Source organism: Myroides marinus (assembly GCF_900109075.1).
GTDB classification, from domain to species: Bacteria; Bacteroidota; Bacteroidia; order Flavobacteriales; family Flavobacteriaceae; genus Flavobacterium; species Flavobacterium marinum_A.
The window spans coordinates 197511-216441 of the sequence record NZ_FNYS01000005.1 but is presented as its reverse complement, the minus strand read 5'-3'; the positions used below and the strand labels follow the sequence as shown (position 1 = coordinate 216441).

Sequence of the window (18931 nt, the reverse complement as noted above, 5' to 3'; positions counted from 1 at the left end):
ATAGCTTTACTGTTTATTTGTGATTCTTTATTATACTTTGTACTATAGGATTTTCCCATTGTGTAGGGAAGTAAGTCTCTATAATTGTTCTTTTTTCAAAGTCCTTGTTTAGACCGCTTGTTAAGTACTCTGTACCTTTATCTATATCGTGTAAGGTAAAGTATATAACAGCTAATCTATAATCTATCTCTGCTTCATTAACATGGAAATTAGCAATCTGTAGTAGTTTTTGAATAGCAGTATTAAAATCTCCTAAAAGATATAATACATCAGCCCATCCAGTCCAGTGTTCTACAATATCATTTCCAAGCTCAGCAGCAACCTTGTAACCTCGTTCAGCTTCTTCAAAATTAAACAATGTTTTATTTAAAATAGCATGACGTATCCAATATTTTTCATTGAACTCATCAATCTGTAAAGCTTTTTGAAGGTAAAACAGTGCTTTATCATAGTTACTCTCTAGTATACATAGATCTGTTAAAGCAATCCATCCTTTGTCTAACATAGGGTCTTCATGCACAGCTCTTTTGTAGTACTGATAGGCTTGAGGGAAATTATTTAAGCTTTCGTAGCAACTTCCTATACGCATAAGCACATAAGAATTAGGATCATCCAATTCTAAAGTTGTCATATAGTTGTCTATTGCTGCTTGAAACTTGTTTAATTTCTCTTGCGTCTTTCCTTTTTCTATATAAGCCCCGATAAACTCTTCATCTATCAAGGTAGCATAATCGAACGCCCATTCAGCCTTTTCATAGTTTTTAATAATGAAGTATTGACGTCCTAATTGGTGCCAAGCTATTTCGCTATAAGGGTTCTTGTCAATAAATTTGTTTAAGAACTCTATTGCCTCATCATTTTCACTTAAGAAGTCAAAACAATATACTACATTATACAGCGCAGATTGATCTTCATCATCATGCTCTAGACATTGTATAAAATTGATCTTTGCTAGTTCGATATTGTCTAGCATTAAGTATTCCATCCCTAGTAGAGAGTATACGTCAGCTAAGTCTTCCGTTAGCGTTAGTGCTTTTTGTAATGACACTATCGCATCTTCATGTCTTCCTTTTTTAGAGTATACAGTTGCGCGTTGAATGAATACTTCTTCATTCTCCGGATCTATATTCTCTATTTCGTTAAGTAAGCGATCTGCAGCCTCAAGTTTGTTTTGGAACACAAGTAGTTCTACCTCTACTAGTTTTAGTCCGATAGAGTTAGGGTGTTGTTCTAATCCAAGTTTTAGTGCTTTTTTCGCTAGGTTTAGCTTTCCAGAATCGAGGTAGTGTAGAATGATATTCTCAAACTCCTCTGAATCAAAAAACAGAACCTTATTGGTCTTTAACATAGACTCAAAACGAGATAGAGATAATTTATATTCTTCTTCTTCGTTATCTAAATGCATATTTGTTTTTAATTAATTACTTAGGATATTATAATCCTAATTCTTTTTGTACCTCATTTAGTGCTTCGATAATGATAGCACATCCTTCTTTTATTTCTGTTTCTGATACTGTTAGAGGAGGAGTGATTCTAATCGCTTTTCCTTCGAATAGTAACCAGAATAAGATTAATCCTTTATCCTGACACTTCATAATTACTCTATTAGTAATATCAGCACTAGGAGTCATAGGAGCTATCATTAATCCGCGACCTCTAATTTCTTCAATTAAAGGGTGAACTAATAATTCTCTAAATAACTTTTCTTTTTCTAGTGTTTGAGCCATAATATCAGTCTCTACTAACTCTTTTAGAGTTGCCAAACTAGCTGCAGCTATTACTGGGTGTCCACCGAATGTAGTGATATGTCCAAATTTAGGATTGTCATATAACATATCCATATGTGTATCACTAGCTGTAAAAGCTCCTACAGGCATACCGCTAGCCATACCTTTACCCATAACGATAACATCAGGAACTACGTCATAGTTTTGGAATCCAAACAATTTACCTGTTCTACCAAAACCTGGCTGTATTTCATCAACAATCATAAGCGCACCTACCTCAGTACATCTTTCACGTACTTTAGTTAGAAATCCGTCAAATGGTTCCACAAATCCAGCACCACCTTGTATAGTTTCTAATATTACTCCTGCAGTTTTAGTCGTAATCTTCTGTAAATCTTCAACACTATTAAAGTTAATAAAATCTACGTCTGGAAGCAATGGTCTAAAAGCTCTTTTTCTCTCTTCAAATCCCATTACACTCATAGACCCCATAGTATTACCGTGGTAAGCGTTAAAACAAGATACTAAGTGACTTCTACCAGTTACTCTTTTTGCTAGTTTTAAAGCACCCTCAGTAGCTTCAGTACCAGAGTTTACTAAATAGGTCTTGTTAAGAGGAGCAGGGATGTTTTCTGCCAATAGTCTACAAAATTCTACAGAAGGTTCTTGGATATATTCTCCATAAACCATTACATGTGAATATTTGTCTAATTGGTCTTTAATTGCTTGGTTAACTCCAGGGTGTTGGTGCCCTAAAGTACAAGCAGATACACCTGCTACGAAATCTAAATAAGCCTTGTTATTCTTGTCATATATATAAGATCCTTTAGCATGAGATATTTCCATTGCTAGAGGATTGGGTGAAGTCTGAGCTTGATATTTATAAAAATCTTCTTTCATTACACTACTTTTTGCCTTTGTTAGACGTATTGTTTTGAGTTTGTTTTTTCTTCTCCTTTAATTGTTTAGATAGGCCAGGAGTAGCCTTTATTGTTTCAGGTTGAACATTGATAGGTTTGCTATGACCTTCTTTCATTTTATCTCTCGCTTGTTCACCATTTTTCTCTTTTTCTAGTTCTTCATTTGTGAAGATATCTGCCAATGTATTTATTCGTTCTTCTATCCTGTAGGAGAATCCTCTTAATTGACGTGCGTTTTTAGGTAATAGTGCATCAGGTAGTAATTCACTTTCAGGGCTAACGTATTTAGTCGCAGTAGTAATCTTACCATCTTCGAATAGTACGTTTATATGACTACAGATACCTTTATCTATTCCTACTAATTCATTCTTATCATTATACATATGATAGATGATTTCTGCATTCTTAACTAAGTCTAGTTCATGCAGTTTATTTTCCTTGAATTTACCATATAGATTAACTCCTTTCATTTGGTCAAACCCATCACCAATAGTGTCTTTTTGGATAATGAAAGCATCCTCTAATACTTTTAGTGAATCCATTTTTTGTGTAGCAGAATCACTTATTAAGTGGATAAAACGTCCAGTTAACTGGCTATCTCCATTCCATAACACAGGTTTACCTATCATCTGAGTAAGACCCGCTTTTTCACTCCAGTGGATAGAGTCAGCTTTACCACTCATACTATCCCTTAAGATACGAGCATCGTGATAAGCTCTAATTACTCTTTCTTTATCCTTACCAGTTAGTAAGATACGTGGAGCGTGCATGTATACAGAATCTCCTTCTTGAGACTTCATACTTACAAGAGCTTTTTTAGTTACAAATGTAGAGTCCTTAGCTTTATACATCTCAGCATAGTGCCCTGTGATTTTACTTTTATTAATAGTATCAGTAATTCTCACATTATTCGTAGCCGAAGCAAAGTCTTTCGCTTTAGAGTAGTAGATTGAGTCACCTTCTATTTTTCGTTTATCATACCAGATGTAAGAGTTTTTGACCATTTTACCTAAGTCTTTCTTTACATCGTAGAATCCATTCTCTGTGTAGATATAGTCTTCTTTATTCGTTATTGTAGAAGGTCCAAATACATAAGAATGCTGTGGCACTTCGTAGAAGTCCAAGTGGTTTGATTTGATTACAGTTCCTTTTTCAGAAGTAACTTTAACCGCTGTAAAGAATTGAAACTTTTTCTCAGCAGTGTAGTATCTTCCTTTTTGGCTCTCTAGTACATTACCTTTGTTATGAATAACAGCATGCGTATCATAGAAAACAAGATTCTTAAATCTATCGAATTTAAGAGTATCAGTTTCTAATGAAGAATCAGGAGAAGTCATCACAACATCACCTTGTGCATAGGCAAATCCATTAGTACCATTGTATTCAGCATACTTACTGTTTAGAGTAAGTGTATCACCTTGTACAATCTGTACATTACCAAAAAGTTTAAGGTAGTTCTCCTTTTCGAAGAAATAAGCTTTATTACACGTCATCGTCATTCCATCGTGTTCAGCTGATATTTCTCCAGTAAGTATTACAGCATCAGGTAATAGCTCGTGATTTATATCAGAATAATCTGCGTGATGTATGATGATTTTTTTTTTGTTTTGACTAAAACTTAGTAGGGCAAATAGTATAAATAGTAAATAATACGGTATTGTTCTCAAGTCACTATATTTTTTTCAAATTTAAGTAAAAAATACGTACAAAGATTTTAGTTAAGAATAATTTATAAACACTTGAGAAATAAGCAAAAAAAAACACTTCCGAAGAAGTGTTTTAATATGTTATTTTACGATAGTCTGTGTTCTATCAGGACCTACAGAAACAATTTTTACAGGAACTCCTACTTCTTCTTCGATGAATGAGATGTATTCCTTAAGTTCTATAGGTAGTTGATCATATTCAGTTAAACCTGTTAGATCAGCTTTCCATCCTTTTTTCTCTACATAGATAGGTTCTACGTTTTCTGGTTCGATGTTATAAGGCAAGTGAGTTATCTCTTGTCCCTTATATTGGTATTTAGTACAAACTTGTAATGTGTCAAAACCTGATAATACATCAGCTTTCATCATATAAAGTTCTGTTACACCATTAACATCTACTGCATATTTAAGAGCTACTAAGTCTAACCATCCACAACGTCTAGCACGACCTGTTACAGAACCAAATTCACGACCAACGTTTGCCATAGTAGCACCTATTTCGTCATGTAATTCAGTAGGGAATGGTCCACTACCTACACGTGTAGTATAAGCTTTAAATATACCGAATACGTTTTTAACTTTATTAGGAGCAACTCCTAATCCAGTACATGCACCTGCTGCCGTAGTAGTAGATGAAGTAACGAATGGATATGTTCCAAAATCAACGTCTAATAATGACCCTTGAGCTCCTTCAGCTAGAATAGATTTTCCTTCTCTTAAAGCTGTGTGGATGTAGTTTTCACTATCAATGAATGTTAGTTTTTTTAATTGCTCTACAGCTGTGAAGAACTCCTCTTCTAATTCAGCTAAGTTGTATTGCAACTCTACATCGTGAAACTTAATCATAGCTTCGTGCTTATCAGCTAAAGCGCGGTAACGCTCTTTAAAATCTGCAAGCTCGATATCTCCAACTCTAACACCGTTTCTACCAGTTTTGTCCATATAAGTTGGGCCAATACCTTTAAGTGTAGAACCAATCTTAGCTTTTCCTTTAGCTGCTTCAGAAGCTGCATCTAGTAAGCGGTGAGTAGGTAAGATTAAGTGAGCTTTTCTAGAAATTAATAATCTAGTGTAAATGTCGATGTTGAACTTCTCTAATCCTTCAAGCTCTTTGATGAAAACAACAGGATCGATAACTACACCGTTTCCGATGATGTTAATAGAATTTTTATGGAAAATTCCAGAAGGGATAGTGCGTAGTACATGTTTAATCCCGTCAAATTCTAATGTGTGTCCTGCGTTTGGTCCTCCTTGAAAACGAGCAATGATGTCATATTTAGAAGTTAGTACATCTACGATTTTACCTTTTCCTTCATCGCCCCATTGCAAGCCTAGTAGTAAGTCTACTGTCATTGTTTGTGTTGTTAAAAAGTTTGAAATTTAGTTGTTGTTTTCCACAGTTTCTTCAGCTTCATTAGTTTTTCTACTTCCATAGAAATAAAGTGAATGGTTGTGGATATCTATATTAAAGATTTCTTCAATTGTCTTTTTAATTGTTTGGATACGAGGATCACAGAACTCTATCACTTCTCCAGTATCCGTAAGGATAATGTGGTCGTGTTGTTTATCGAAGTAAGACTTCTCATAATGTGCTTGATTTTGTCCGAATTGATGTCTACGAACTAATCCACATTCTAGAAGGATTTCGATAGTGTTGTATAGAGTTGCTCTACTCACTCGGTAGTTCTTATTCTTCATCTTAATATAAAGAGACTCAATGTCAAAGTGCTCTTCGCTATCATATATCTCTTGAAGAATAGCATATCTTTCTGGTGTTTTACGGTGTCCTCTTTCTTCTAGGAACTTAGTAAACACATTTTTTACGATTTCTTGATTTTTTTCACTTCCCATATTCAAAAATATCTTAGTTGCAAATATAGAGCTATTTTCTTTTGAATTGAAAGAATTAGAATAAGCTTATCCTATAATGCTATAAATTATCATTATTTTATGAAGGGTTCACTCTCGTTACCTTTTCTATTCCCTCTATTTTCTTAAGGTTCGTCATCATTTTTTTAAGTACATCATTATTAGGAACGATAACTGTAATAGACCCTTTAAATATACCTGCATCCTCACTTAGTGAGATACTTCTGATATTGATAACTTTACTATCTATAATTATTCGCGTTATGTCCGTTGTTAATCCAGCAGAATCCAAACCTGTGATGTTTATCGTAGCTTCGAAGTTCATAGCCTCTTTAGAATCTACCCAATAAGCAGGCATAATTCTATAAGCATAGTTCGAACGCATACTGATAGCATTAGGACAGTCAGTTTTGTGTACTTTAATACCCTCATTAATAGTTACAAAACCAAAAGCGTCATCACCAGGAATAGGGTTACAGCACGTAGCTAGTTTATAGTCTAGCTTTTCTTTGTCTTTACCGAATACTAGTAAATCACCTGTTTTAGTAGATGATGTATCAGTCATAGCTGGAATAGAAGGAGCTCTTTTGATTGTTTTCTTAAAGAAGCTAAACAGAGAGTTATTTCTATTCGAAGCGTATTCTTTTAGCTGTACGTTATCTATTTCTCCAGCACCAATACGGTAGAATAAATCTTGACTAGTCTTAAGCTTAAAGTAAGATACCATTTCGTTTACCACCTTTTCGTCTAAAGAAATCTTTAGATGTCTAAGTTTACGGATAAGTTGTTCTTTACCATCCTCAGCGATGCGCTTAGTATCTTCATTTAAAGAACTTTTAATCTTGTTCTTCGCTCTAGTAGTTGTTACATATTCTAACCAACTCGCACTAGGCTTTTTGTTCTCAGAGGTAATTACTTCTACTTGATCTCCGCTAGCTAATACATGATTTAGAGGTACTAATCTACCATTGACACGAGTGCCGCGCGTACGCAGTCCTACTTCAGAGTGAATAGAGAAAGCAAAGTCTAAAGCTGTAGCTCCTTTAGGAAGTGATTTAATCTCTCCCTTAGGTGTGAATATGTATATTTCTTTAGCATATAGACTCAGTTTAAAGTCTTCTACGAAATCCACTGCATCAGTCTCTGCATTTTCTAGAGCCTCTTTTAGTTGATTAAGCCATTTGTCTAAACTGTTTTCTTCTGTTATTCCTTGTTTATACTTATAGTGAGCAGCATATCCTTTTTCAGCTATCTCATCCATACGCTCACTTCTGATTTGGATTTCTATCCATCTACCTTTTGGCCCCATCACAGTGATGTGTAGTGCTTCATACCCTGTAGATTTAGGAGCCGAGATCCAGTCTCTAAGTCTATTCGGGCTAGGACGGAAGTGATCAGTCACGATAGAGTATATCTTCCACGCGATAAACTTCTCGTCATGTGGAGTAGACTTATAGATAATACGCAGCGCAAACTTGTCATAAACTTCGTCAAAAGTAACATTCTGAGCTTTCATCTTACGACGAATAGAATATATAGACTTAGGTCTACCCTTCATCGAATATTCTACTTGCTCCTCATCTAATGATTTTTTTAAGATTTCACTTACTGTTTGGATATACTGATCTTGTTCTTCTTTACTCTCTTTCATTCTATTCAGAATGTCTTGGTAAATACGAGGTTCAGTGTACTTTAATCCTAAATCTTCTAGCTTAGTTTTAATATTAAACAAACCTAGACGGTGTGCTAACGGCGCGTAGATATATAAAGTCTCAGACGCTATTTTAGCTTGCTTATAGTCTACCATGCTTTCCATCGTCTGCATATTGTGTAGACGATCGGCTATTTTGATCAAGATAACGCGTACATCGTCATTTAACGTAAGTAGCATCTTACGGTAGTTCTCCGCTTGCATTGAGATATGCGGGTCTGGTTCTAGCATAGCCATTTTCGTTAATCCTTCTACGATTTTGGCTATTTTAGGGTTAAACCACTCTTCGATTTGCTCTACAGTAATATCAGTATCTTCTACCACATCGTGCATTAAAGCCGCTGCAATAGAAGTAGCTCCTAATCCTATCTCAGATGCCACGATTTTAGCCACAGCGATAGGGTGGAAAATATAAGCTTCTCCAGATTTTCTTCTTTGATCTTTATGTGCTTCAACAGCCACATCGAATGCTTTTCGGATTAGTTTTTTATCATCCTCAGATAAGGTTTGATAACTAATCTTAAGAAGTTCTTTATACTCTTTGGCTATTGCTTTGTTTTCTAATTCTATTTCTTCCTCTGTCATATATAATTCGCAACTTTTTATATCTAAAAACTGTTGATTAAATATAAGGAAAAATCAGACACATTAAAACTCTAAGTTGTTAAAAAAATATAGAATTATAATTTGATATACTGTATTTGTTATCAAATAGTTGAGTTTATTAGTGAGATTCTCTTGTGTTATTTTAGTTTTAAAAAACGGAGAAATATGACAAATATTCTTAGGTTGAAGAGAGAAAGTTGAAAATATAAATGCTTTCAAAAGTATATTCAGAGTAATAATGTGTATTTATTAGTAATAATAAAGCGATTGTGTTTTACAATTGATAATGCATAGTCTTATAAATGGTTGGTATTACTGTGGTATGACTAAGTAATCTGTGTGTAGTGAGTCCGTTGTTTTATTTAAAATAACGGACTCACTACGGACTCATAACGGACTTACAACGCAGTCACCTAAATGCTATATACATCTAAATATGATGTAAACCTCAACAAGGATAAAACAAATAGTATGAAGCAGAGTGATCGATTTTAATCCGTGATTCTCTCTTATATTGATCTGAAAGCTAAAAAGTACGCATAATGTGATTTATTTGTTTTAAAGTTTGATAAATGTAGTCACTTACTTACTAGATAAAAATAAGGTAAAAAAGGTTTTTTGAGGGCTTTTTGATACTAATATTTGTTTTTTTAAAGATTGATAAATATGATTATTTTAATCAATATTTTGTTTTAATATTCTGTTTATTTTGTTTTTTTGTTTTCATTGTGTATTGTTGTTGTTTCGTTTTTAAATATAATGTTGTATGTTATAGCTCGCAGATTGGCCTTTGTTTTGTTTTTGGTCTGATTTTTGAAAATTGACAAATTGTGAGAAAAATTATACGTTTTTCTTTTAAAAAGTGAGTTATTATTAAATCAATACTATAGCTAATAAAGTAGCTTTTATTTACTTGAGTATAGTATTGTATAATATTATATAGTATGAAAAAAAAGTTGTTACCAATTGTTTTACTTATTTGGGGATCTATGAGTTATGCTCAGGTAGGAATAGGAACTAAGTATCCTGATGCCTCTGCTGCCTTAGATATCCAATTTTCTAATAAAGGAATCTTAATCCCGAAAGTAGAATTAAAGAATATAGATGATACCAAAACTATTAATGGTGGAAATCCTAAAGAAGGATTGTTAGTATTTAATACGAATGATAAAGAGCTTCAACCTGGGTTTTACTTTTGGGGTAAAAGTGAACTAAAACATCAATGGATAAAGGTTGCTACTACTAATGATATCGTTAGTGGAGAGGTTGTTACGAATGAATCTCTAAAGGTAAAAGATGAGAATTTAGTATTAAGAGATAGCAAAGGTCAAGAGATCTCTATAGATCTATCAGAGTTACAAAAAGAAGATGTAGTCACTGATATATCGTCTAAAGGGGATGGTGTTTATGTGTACACGAATGAGGAGAAGCAGACCTATGTGATAGATGTAGTTACTGATGTTCAAGCAAACTTTGAAACTATTATTAATAACGAAGAGGTCAAACAAATCTTAAGAGAGCATATAGCTGTAGCACCTCCTAAAGGTAACGTTGTATATGTAAAGGATGGAGAGTCTTATGCTTTAAAGTATACAGATGATAATGATAATGCTGTATCAATTCCAATGGACGGTACTGTAAAAGAGTTTGAGACAGTTACTGTATTAACCCCTCGTGGAGATGGAGAGTACGAGTATCGTAATGAGACACAGATAAAGAATAACGAAGCGGGAGTAGTTATCGATGTGGTAGCAGATGTACAAGAGTACTTTGATGATATTATTAATGATAGTAGAGTACAAAAGTTATTAAATCAATTTATAGAAGCTAATCCACCAAAAGGAAACGTAGTATACGAGCTAGATGGAGAGTCTCCAGTGTTTAAGTACACAGATGAGGGTAATAATCTAGTAGTTATTGATATGTCAGTGTTAGTAAAAGCTAATGAAACAGTAACTTCATTAAGTGCTATAGGAGCAGGTAAGTATGAATACCGCAACGAGGATCAGATAAAGAATAGTGAAGCAGGAGTAGTTATTGATATAGTAGCAGATGTAGAGAGTAACTTCGAAACAATCATTAAAAACGAAGAGGTACAGAAGCTATTAAATCAATTTATAGAAGCTAATCCACCAAAAGGAAACGTAGTATATGAACTAGATGGAGAATCACCAGTATTTAAATACACAGATGCAGGAAATAATCTAGTAGTTATTGATATGTCAGCGTTAGTAAAAGCTAATGAAACAGTAACTTTATTAAGTGCTATAGGAGCAGGTAAGTATGAATACCGCAATGAGGATCAAGTAAAGAATAGTGAAGCAGGAGTAGTTATCGATGTAGTAGCAGATGTAGAAAGTAACTTCGAGACAATCATTAAGAATGAAGAGGTACAGAAGCTATTAAATCAATATATCACAACAGCTCCCCCTAAAGGAAACGTAGTATACGAGCTAGATGGAGAGTCTCCAGTGTTTAAATACACAGATGAGGGTAATAATTTAGTAGTTATTGATTTGACAATGTTAGTAAAAACTAATGAGACTGTAACCTCATTAAGTTCTATAGGAGCAGGTAAGTACGAGTACCGCAACGAGAATCAGGTAAAGAATAGTGAAGCAGGAGTAGTTATCGATGTAGTAGCAGATGTAGAGAGTAACTTTGAGACAATCATTAAAAACGAAGAAGTACAGAAGTTATTAAATCAGTATATCACAACAGCTCCACCAAAGGGGAATGTAGTATACGAACTAGATGGAGAGTATCCAGTGTTTAAATACACAGACGAAGGGAATAATCTAGTAGTTATTGATATGGCAGTGTTAGTAAAAGCTAATGAGACTGTAACTTCATTAAGTTCTATAGGAGCAGGTAAGTACGAATACCGCAATGAGGATCAGATAAAGAATAGTGAGGCAGGAGTGGTAATCGATGTAGTAGCAGATGTAGAGAGTAACTTTGAGACAATCATTAAAAACGAAGAGGTACAGAAGTTATTAAATCAATATATCACAACAGCTCCCCCTAAAGGAAACGTAGTATATGAACAAGATGGAGAGTCACCAGTGTTTAAATACACAGATGAAGAGAATAATCTAGTAGTTATTGATATGACAGTGTTAGTAAAAGCTAATGAAACTGTGACTTGGATGGAGCATAAAGTAGAGACTGTGATAGAAGATACTTATGAAGGGGAAGTTGAGAAAAAAATACATACACTGAAGTATCACGGAGAAGATAAAGATGATCCTCGTAATCAAGTAATCAAGATTGCAGAATTAATAAAAGGTTCAGAAACAGTTACCAAATTAGATTACGATGTAGAAAAAGGAACGATTAAGTACTATAACGAAATAGATGAGGTTACTGAAGTACCTCTTAAAAGCTTAGTTAAGAGATATGAATCTAAGACTAACTTAAGTATAGATCAAGACAATAAAGTATTAGTGTTTAAAAGTGAAGATGGAGAAGAGGAGATTAACCTGACATCATTAGTACAAGAACCTTGGTTTATATCAGGTACTAAACAAGGAGCTACAAATAATACGCAAGATATTTATACACAAGGTTGGGTAGGAATAGGGTATGATAAACCATCTAGTGTGCCTAATGAAAAGCTGAGAGTGAATGGTAGTATTACTGCTACGAATAGTTACTATGCAGATTATGTATTTGAGAAATACTTTGATGGTTATTCTAATTTAAAATACGACTACAATTTTAAGAATTTAAAAACAGTAGAAGACTTCATTAAAGAGAACAGACACTTACCAGGTATTACACCTATCACAGAGTTACGAAAAGAGGAGTCAGGATATAGTTTTAATGTATCAGAGTTGTCAATTCAGTTATTAGAAAAAACCTAAGTACACGACAAAAATCTAAAGCAATTGATATTTAAAGGATTATGGCTATTTTTAGAAAGCAATAATCTTGATAGATAGTCAAGTCCAAGTTTAAATACACTAATAAGCCTATTGCCATGATTCTTGATTGTGATAGGTTTAATAGCGTCAATATAGTCTCCAATCTTATAGCACCATACAAAAGCAATCATCACTAATATGACTAGTTTTTCAAGCCTATCTATTTTTTGTAAGTGTGTATCTTCTATATTAAATCCGCTAGACTTGAAGGCTTTAAACAAAGTTTCAATCTGCCATCTTATTTTATAAGTATCTAAAGCTTTCTCTGGTTTATTAAAACCTATGATTATACAGAAGTCTATTTTACCATCTGTTATCACTTTAGTTCCAGAGATATAACATAGCTGATTATGAATTCTAACAATCTTGTAATATTGCCTTGTTTGACCAGGTTTTAAGTTATTAAATAGATGAGAAGCTGTTATTTCTTTCTGTTTACTAGGCAGGTAAACCTTAAAGTTATTTCGAATACGGATGTAGTATTTAATCTGTCTATCATTTAGATAGCTAATCCAATCTTCTCCAACAAATTCTCTATCAGCTAATACACAATCAATACGATCTTTACCAAACCAATCAATAAAAGTATTAATGAGCTCTTTTCGCTCATTTGTATTTGAATTACCTCGTTTATCTAACATTTTAAATAGTATTGGAAAACACATATTCTTATAACTAATACCTAGCATTAAGATATTTATATCTTGTTTTCCAAACTTCCAATTGGTGCGATCTATCACAAGAACATAAGATTCCTCAGTTGGAATAAGTGCAAATATTAGTCGAGATATCCATTCCAATTTCAAATCAACACAAGATATAAAACGTTGAATACGTCTATAGTTACTACTTGTTTCTGCACAATTGTCAAATCCAGTTGATACTTTAGAAAAATTCACAGACTTTACTTTGCATAGAGAGACGATAAACAAACAAATAAGTCGGATCCTAGCTACCCCTAATTTACCTTTAAAATTGGCTTTTATAGTTGTTAGAAGTTCTGTATTTTTGTACTCTAGGCTGTTGTTCGTTTTTAAAGGCATTACGTGAGAAATAATTCTTTAATATACTGAATATCAGCCTTTTTTACAAATAATCTTTCCCTTTATTTCTCTTAAAATCAACTAATTAATACTTTTGTCGTGTACTAAGAGAAAAAACAGAAGAACTGTATTTACACACCATCGAGCAAGAGAAGAAGATTACTTCATTAGAAGGTGAATTACAAGAAGTGAATGAACGATTGAACAAAAATCAAAACGAGATTGATGGCTTAAAAGAGCGTTTGCAATTGATGGAACAGTTAATACTTAATCAATCTAAAAAGTAAAAAAAATGAGAACTTACATAATTTATATATATGCACTTATTAGTTTGTTGAGCATTAACCTAGTTCAAGGACAGCAAACTTATATGACAAAGATTAAGGATGGTACAGTAGCACAGAGTAGTTCGGTACCAAGTGAGGCTGTTATCTTAGAGTTAGAGTCTAGTAACAAGGGGTTTTTAGCACCTAGAATGACTACAGTACAGAGAGATGTGATAGATAAGGCAAAGCTAAAAGATGGTTTACTTATTTTTAATACGACTACAGGTTGTATTAACTACTGGAGTGGTTTGCAAGACACGTGGTTAAGTGTATGTGGTACGCCACCACCAGCAGAGATTGCTTTAACTCCAGATCAGTGTACGAGTATTATCACCGAACCCTTACAACAAGGTGTTACACTTACTGAATTAAATAAAATGAATATACCTGTGACTGTGACTGTAGCAGGAGTATATGATATCATAGTGAAGTCTACTAATGGATATTACTTCTACGCTTCGGGTAGATTTCCAACAGAAGGAGATTACAATATCATCTTACAAGGAATAGGTACGCCATTGAGAGGGTATGAACCTGGAGAACAGGGAGATGTTCTTGCAATGATATTAAATGGTAAGACTAGAATTTGTAAGCCTGTTGTCTTTGTTAAAGAACAAGAGATGTCTTTTGATATGCAGTGTAATACAATATCAGTAGGAGAGGATTTATTCTTAGGAATGCCATTAACTATAGATAATAAGATAACAATAGATGTGGTCGTTCATACAATAGGGACATGGAATGTAACAACTAATACAGTGAATGGTCTTTCGTATATAGGTAAAGGTAAGTTTGAGGCTACGGGATCTCAAAAGATAGAATTAATTGGTCGTGGTGTACCTACTACAGTAGGATCTACAGAGCTTGTTTTGACTTCTAACTCTGCTAAGAATAATACATCTTGTCCTGTGACTATATCTGTAAAATCAGTTAAGTACGAGATTATATGTAAGGATATTAATATAGAAGGTAACTATCAACAAGATGTAGCACTAGATAAATCTAATGTAATTAATGTACCTGTAAAGGTATTAGCTCCTGGGAAAACTACAATATCTACTACAACAGTTAATGGAGTGAGTTTTAGTTCTGGAGAGGTAGAGTTAGAGTTTAATAAAGCAGCTAATGATATACAGATAGTGGCTTTATTCTCAAATGAAACAACACCACAGGTAGTGGGAGATTACAACTTTAAGATTACAGGTGATGTAGGAGCAGTATCTCCATGTGACTATAAGATTACAGTATCTCCACAAGCTGTTAATTATACAATAATGTGTAATGATATAAGAACACAAGGAGTATATGCACCTAAGGTTCCTATGGATAAAAGTAATAAACTAGCTGTAACAGTGGATGTTAAGTATGTAGGAGATTACGAATTGTCTACAGAAGTAGTAAACGGAATAAGATATGAAGGTAAAGGAACATTTACTTCTACAGGAAAACAAGTAATTTATTTACCTGCATATGGAGAGCCTATCGAAACAGGGAAGTTCTCTTACCATCTAACATCTAATAGTAATGCATTGAGTGGTAACATATCTTGTGATTTCTTTACTATAACAGTTATTCGTAAGATGAATATTTTGGTAACACCTAATAATACAGCAAGTTCTTCATTGTTGTCAGCTAATATTTATACCGCAGGAGTAATAATGCGTAATACTGAAAACTTTGGAACAAAAGATAATTCTGTAGTTCAAGTGGAAAGCTTAAATATGATAGGAACTACGCTTACAACGCCAGAAGATTTAAGAAATATAATCAACCAAGAGAAGATAGATATTATCTGGCTTACTTTTGGAGCCATGAATGCAAGTTATATAGATGTATTAACAGAGTTTGTAAACAATAAAAAAGGAGTGTTATTATTGAATCAAGAACGAGATATCAAGGATGTTTCTCTGTTGATTGATAAAATAGGAAATGCTTCAGCAGGTACTACTAAGTATAGCAATGTTATTACGCAATCTAATTTAATCTCGAATATAGACGATCCTATATTAAATGGTTCTTTTGGAGATATTAGAAATAAGTACTTTGGAATAGATTACTTTTATGGTTTTTATTTCTCTAATTTACCTTTAGGGCAGTATAATGTCTTATCAACAAGAATAGATGATCCAACTTGGGCTTTTGGTGTGAAACATAAAACAAAAGGTTTTGCCGTAGTAGGTGATAATGGCTGGATGGCTGGATATACTGATACAAAAGTAGTAAGAGCATCAAGTTACCCTAGTACTACTACTATAGATGGTAAACCATTAACTACGCCAAAATACTATAAAGTCAGCGAAAAGATTAATGACTATGTACCTGTAGAGAATTCATTCTTTATGGCTAATATGATGGAATGGGCTATTAACTTTGCTCAAAGTAATGTAGACCAGGGTTATCAGATGACTGGAAAACCATAAGAAGTCATAGAATATAAATTTAAGAAGGTATTATCTCATCAACATGATGAGGTAATACCTTTTTTGTATGAATAAAGTACTATGATTTATTGTGTTTTTTTTCTTCGTTCAGCTACTTCACTTATATAATTATCTATGTAAGGTAGTATTTCTTCTAAAGACGGAATACCTGAAAAACAGACTTCTTTTTTACCAAAGTATCCTCTAAGATTAGCTTCTATTATGGCATTTTTATTAGTAATAGTCACTGTGTGATCTATGCTTGCATGGTTATCTATAATAAGCGCGAACTGATAGAGTTTTTGTGGACAGAACTTAGCTTGTTCTATTAGTTGACTTGTAGGTAAAGGATTAGTTCTAATCTGTGACTTATATCCATAAGCTTCATATAGAGAGACTTGTTCTTCTGTTAGTGCTAAAAAAGGATGTCCTTTTTGTAAAGGTCGGTTGATTAAAGAAGTTTGGTCTTCTTCCCACCAGAACCCTCTAGCAATAACCTCTACAAACTGATCGTGAAAACTAAAGATATAATGCTTAAAATCTGATAACATATCATTGACATTACCACCAAACTCGTATGCTCTACCATAATGCTTTTTCTCATAGGTATAACGTTCTATTTGCCATGCAGAGTTTTGTACTTCATATACCCAACACCATTCTTTATCTTCAGTCCAGTCATCATCATAAGGTAGATACTCTCCACGACAGATGCGAATAGCATCTAGATTATAGAAAGTAATACGGCCATATCGTTCATCTTCTGTTTCAAAATATATGCCTGTTAAGTCATCAGCATAGATCACAGTAGGTGATAATACAGAATCAGGTTTTATAGGTACAGATATACCTAGTGCATATTCTTTATTGTCCATTGTGTTTATTCTTGGTTGTCAAGGCGCATACGCATAGATAGGTTGAAGGTATCAAAACCTTCTCTAAGGTATAGTTCTATTGCTTTTTTGTTTTGTGCTAATACACTAAGTTCAAAGTAGTCTACTTTGTTCTCTACTCCCCATTCTTTAACAGCTTGAATTAGCGTCTTGCCATATCCTTTACTGCGACTGTTAGGGTTAACTACTAAGTCCATTAGATAAACTAAACGCTGCTGTACAAAACAGTTATAAGGAGGGGCAGACTGTAACTGTGCAATAGCAAAGCCTTGTACTTCATCATTATCTTCAGCTACAAAAATAGTAAAGTCATTCTCTTCTAAGATCACACTTTTGATAAAGTCTTGGTCTTGCGCTGCAGCCTTCATATAGTGAGGTTCTAAGTCAGCCATTACTTCGAATAAGTTAAAGTATAACTGTTGTATAGTAGTTAAGTCTTCTAAGTGTGCTTTTCTTATCATCGTCATTAGTATTAAACAACTAAAATATGACATCGTGATTAGATGAACTAATAAAGTATAATAGATTATGTAGATGGTGTTGGTAGGATAGATATTATTAGTTTTAAGGTGTATTTTTTTGATGCTTTTGTGTCATACAAAAAAAGGAAAAGATGATGTGTGTTGAAAAACATTAAAGTATAACACTGAGCTCATAAAAGATATTCTACAAGTGAATGAAGAGGCAGAAAAAGAATATGTAGTTAAGGTAAATGAAGCGAATGATATATGGAAAGATATTCTATAGACTTTTATTATATACTAAATCACAGAGCCCTAATAATGCGTTATTAGGGCTCTGTGATTATAGAAGCATAAGTTTTAATAAATAGCGACAGGATTGATATTTACTTGTGTGGAACCTACGTATAAAGGTTGACCTAATACAAATAAGAATTCCCATACTGTTTCTTTTACTAATAGGCGGGTATCTATAAGTTCTAAGTTGTAAATACCTCTTTTAGCAAGCATATATTGGTTAATTGGAAATTCTTCAGATCCATTAGGATTAGGGTAAACTTCGGATGCCCAAGTGTCTCCACCAAAAGCGACAATTCCTTTATCAGCTAACCATTTGGCTGCTTCCATTCCTATACCTGGTTCTACTTCTAAGAATTGTTTATTGTCTTTACCTATAAGCTCTAACCAACCTGTATTAAACAGTACAACATCACCTTTTTTGATTTCAATGTTTTGTTTCTTTAAGACTGCTTGGATATCTGCTACAGTAAATTCTGTGCCTCCAGGTACAATGGCTTTGTTGTAATAAGCGACCATATCTAAGACTACTGCACGTGTTACAATAGGAGGTATTTTTTCAATTCCTAATTTCTTAACACCTTCTACTGTTACGAAGTCTTGAGCTTTGTTACCATTATAGTAGACATTATTTATACCGATGTGACCGATACCATTTAGTTGTGTACCTACACCTGTCCAAGCCGTTACTAATTCATCATTAAAACTGAATTTGTTAGGGCCAAGAGTTTGTCCACCTTGTTCTCCAGGTTGGATATTGTATAAGTTAAAACTGCGGTGACGAAACGCAGGTAAATGCTTGTTGATAGGCACTGCCAATGCTACTGTTTTTCCTTGTTTTACTAATTTTAAGGACTGCATTACAGTTTCAGGAGTTAGTAAATTAACAGCTCCTATTTCGTCATTAGCCCCATAAACAGAAGGATGCCAACTATGGTCGTTGGGGTCTATGCTTAATTTGGTATTTTGTGCATGTAGTATTCCGCTTAAGAGTACTACTGCTGCTATTATTATTTTTTTCATTGT

General features: G+C 33.7%; 12 protein-coding genes. 2 read left to right on the top strand and 10 right to left on the bottom strand.

The genetic code is table 11. The features are described 5' to 3' along the window. Positions 1–13: 13 nt before the first annotated feature. The 6 genes from BMX53_RS07880 to BMX53_RS07855 all read right to left on the bottom strand — a co-directional run bounded on the left by BMX53_RS07880 (position 14) and on the right by BMX53_RS07855 (position 8518). Positions 14–1405: a tetratricopeptide repeat protein gene (locus tag BMX53_RS07880; RefSeq protein ID WP_038988249.1), complete on the bottom strand. Its 1392-nt coding sequence runs from the start codon at positions 1403–1405 to the stop codon at positions 14–16. A gap of 28 nt (positions 1406–1433) precedes the next feature. Beyond that, positions 1434–2627 (bottom strand): aspartate aminotransferase family protein, encoded by a 1194-nt coding sequence (locus BMX53_RS07875; protein ID WP_074745568.1) that lies wholly within the window; start codon positions 2625–2627, stop codon positions 1434–1436. A gap of 4 nt (positions 2628–2631) precedes the next feature. Continuing rightward, the gene (locus tag BMX53_RS07870; protein ID WP_074745566.1) at positions 2632–4314 is read right to left on the bottom strand and encodes an OstA-like protein; all 1683 of its coding nucleotides are present in this window, start codon (positions 4312–4314) and stop codon (positions 2632–2634) included. Positions 4315–4434: 120 nt separating this feature from the next. Next, the gene (locus BMX53_RS07865) at positions 4435–5706 is read right to left on the bottom strand and encodes an adenylosuccinate synthase (protein ID WP_074745564.1); all 1272 of its coding nucleotides are present in this window, start codon (positions 5704–5706) and stop codon (positions 4435–4437) included. A 27-nt stretch (positions 5707–5733) separates the two neighbouring features. After that, positions 5734–6204 carry a Fur family transcriptional regulator gene (locus BMX53_RS07860; protein WP_038988244.1) on the bottom strand — a complete coding sequence of 157 codons (471 nt, stop codon included), beginning with the start codon at positions 6202–6204 and terminating at the stop codon, positions 5734–5736. Between the two features lie 97 nt (positions 6205–6301). Further along, positions 6302–8518, bottom strand: coding sequence for a RelA/SpoT family protein (locus BMX53_RS07855; protein ID WP_038988242.1), 2217 nt, complete (start codon positions 8516–8518; stop codon positions 6302–6304). Positions 8519–9483: 965 nt separating this feature from the next. On the opposite strand from BMX53_RS07855, the gene BMX53_RS07850 reads away from it, so the two are divergent. Next, on the top strand, positions 9484–12405 hold the full coding sequence (locus BMX53_RS07850; RefSeq protein ID WP_074745562.1) for a hypothetical protein: 2922 nt from the start codon (positions 9484–9486) through the stop codon (positions 12403–12405). Here the strand turns inward: BMX53_RS07850 and BMX53_RS07845 are convergent. Continuing rightward, the gene (locus tag BMX53_RS07845; protein WP_244154482.1) at positions 12402–13364 is read right to left on the bottom strand and encodes an IS4 family transposase; all 963 of its coding nucleotides are present in this window, start codon (positions 13362–13364) and stop codon (positions 12402–12404) included. The two genes, BMX53_RS07850 and BMX53_RS07845, sit on opposite strands and share 4 nt — an antisense overlap. A gap of 436 nt (positions 13365–13800) precedes the next feature. Between BMX53_RS07845 and BMX53_RS07840 the strand changes: the two genes are divergently transcribed. Then, entirely contained in the window at positions 13801–16254 is a 2454-nt protein-coding gene (locus BMX53_RS07840) for a hypothetical protein (protein WP_074745559.1), read from the top strand. Positions 16255–16340: 86 nt separating this feature from the next. Here the strand turns inward: BMX53_RS07840 and BMX53_RS07835 are convergent, their stop codons facing one another. The 3 genes from BMX53_RS07835 to BMX53_RS07825 all read right to left on the bottom strand — a co-directional run bounded on the left by BMX53_RS07835 (position 16341) and on the right by BMX53_RS07825 (position 18928). Then, positions 16341–17129: a hypothetical protein gene (locus tag BMX53_RS07835; protein WP_074745557.1), complete on the bottom strand. Its 789-nt coding sequence runs from the start codon at positions 17127–17129 to the stop codon at positions 16341–16343. A gap of 5 nt (positions 17130–17134) precedes the next feature. Next, positions 17135–17608, bottom strand: coding sequence for a GNAT family N-acetyltransferase (locus BMX53_RS07830; RefSeq protein WP_074745555.1), 474 nt, complete (start codon positions 17606–17608; stop codon positions 17135–17137). Between the two features lie 360 nt (positions 17609–17968). Further along, a complete protein-coding gene (locus BMX53_RS07825; protein ID WP_074745553.1) occupies positions 17969–18928 on the bottom strand; it encodes a cyclase family protein in 960 nt (319 codons plus the stop codon). Positions 18929–18931 lie beyond the last annotated feature (3 nt).

Coding starts and splice junctions, on each gene's coding strand:
- BMX53_RS07880 (WP_038988249.1), bottom strand. CDS start 1,405: ATGCATTTAGATAACGAAGAAGAAGAATATAAATTATCTCTATCTCGT.
- BMX53_RS07875 (WP_074745568.1), bottom strand. CDS start 2,627: ATGAAAGAAGATTTTTATAAATATCAAGCTCAGACTTCACCCAATCCT.
- BMX53_RS07865 (WP_074745564.1), bottom strand. CDS start 5,706: ATGACAGTAGACTTACTACTAGGCTTGCAATGGGGCGATGAAGGAAAA.
- BMX53_RS07860 (WP_038988244.1), bottom strand. CDS start 6,204: ATGGGAAGTGAAAAAAATCAAGAAATCGTAAAAAATGTGTTTACTAAG.
- BMX53_RS07855 (WP_038988242.1), bottom strand. CDS start 8,518: ATGACAGAGGAAGAAATAGAATTAGAAAACAAAGCAATAGCCAAAGAG.
- BMX53_RS07850 (WP_074745562.1), top strand. CDS start 9,484: ATGAAAAAAAAGTTGTTACCAATTGTTTTACTTATTTGGGGATCTATG.
- BMX53_RS07840 (WP_074745559.1), top strand. CDS start 13,801: ATGAGAACTTACATAATTTATATATATGCACTTATTAGTTTGTTGAGC.
- BMX53_RS07835 (WP_074745557.1), bottom strand. CDS start 17,129: ATGGACAATAAAGAATATGCACTAGGTATATCTGTACCTATAAAACCT.
- BMX53_RS07830 (WP_074745555.1), bottom strand. CDS start 17,608: ATGATAAGAAAAGCACACTTAGAAGACTTAACTACTATACAACAGTTA.
- BMX53_RS07825 (WP_074745553.1), bottom strand. CDS start 18,928: ATGAAAAAAATAATAATAGCAGCAGTAGTACTCTTAAGCGGAATACTA.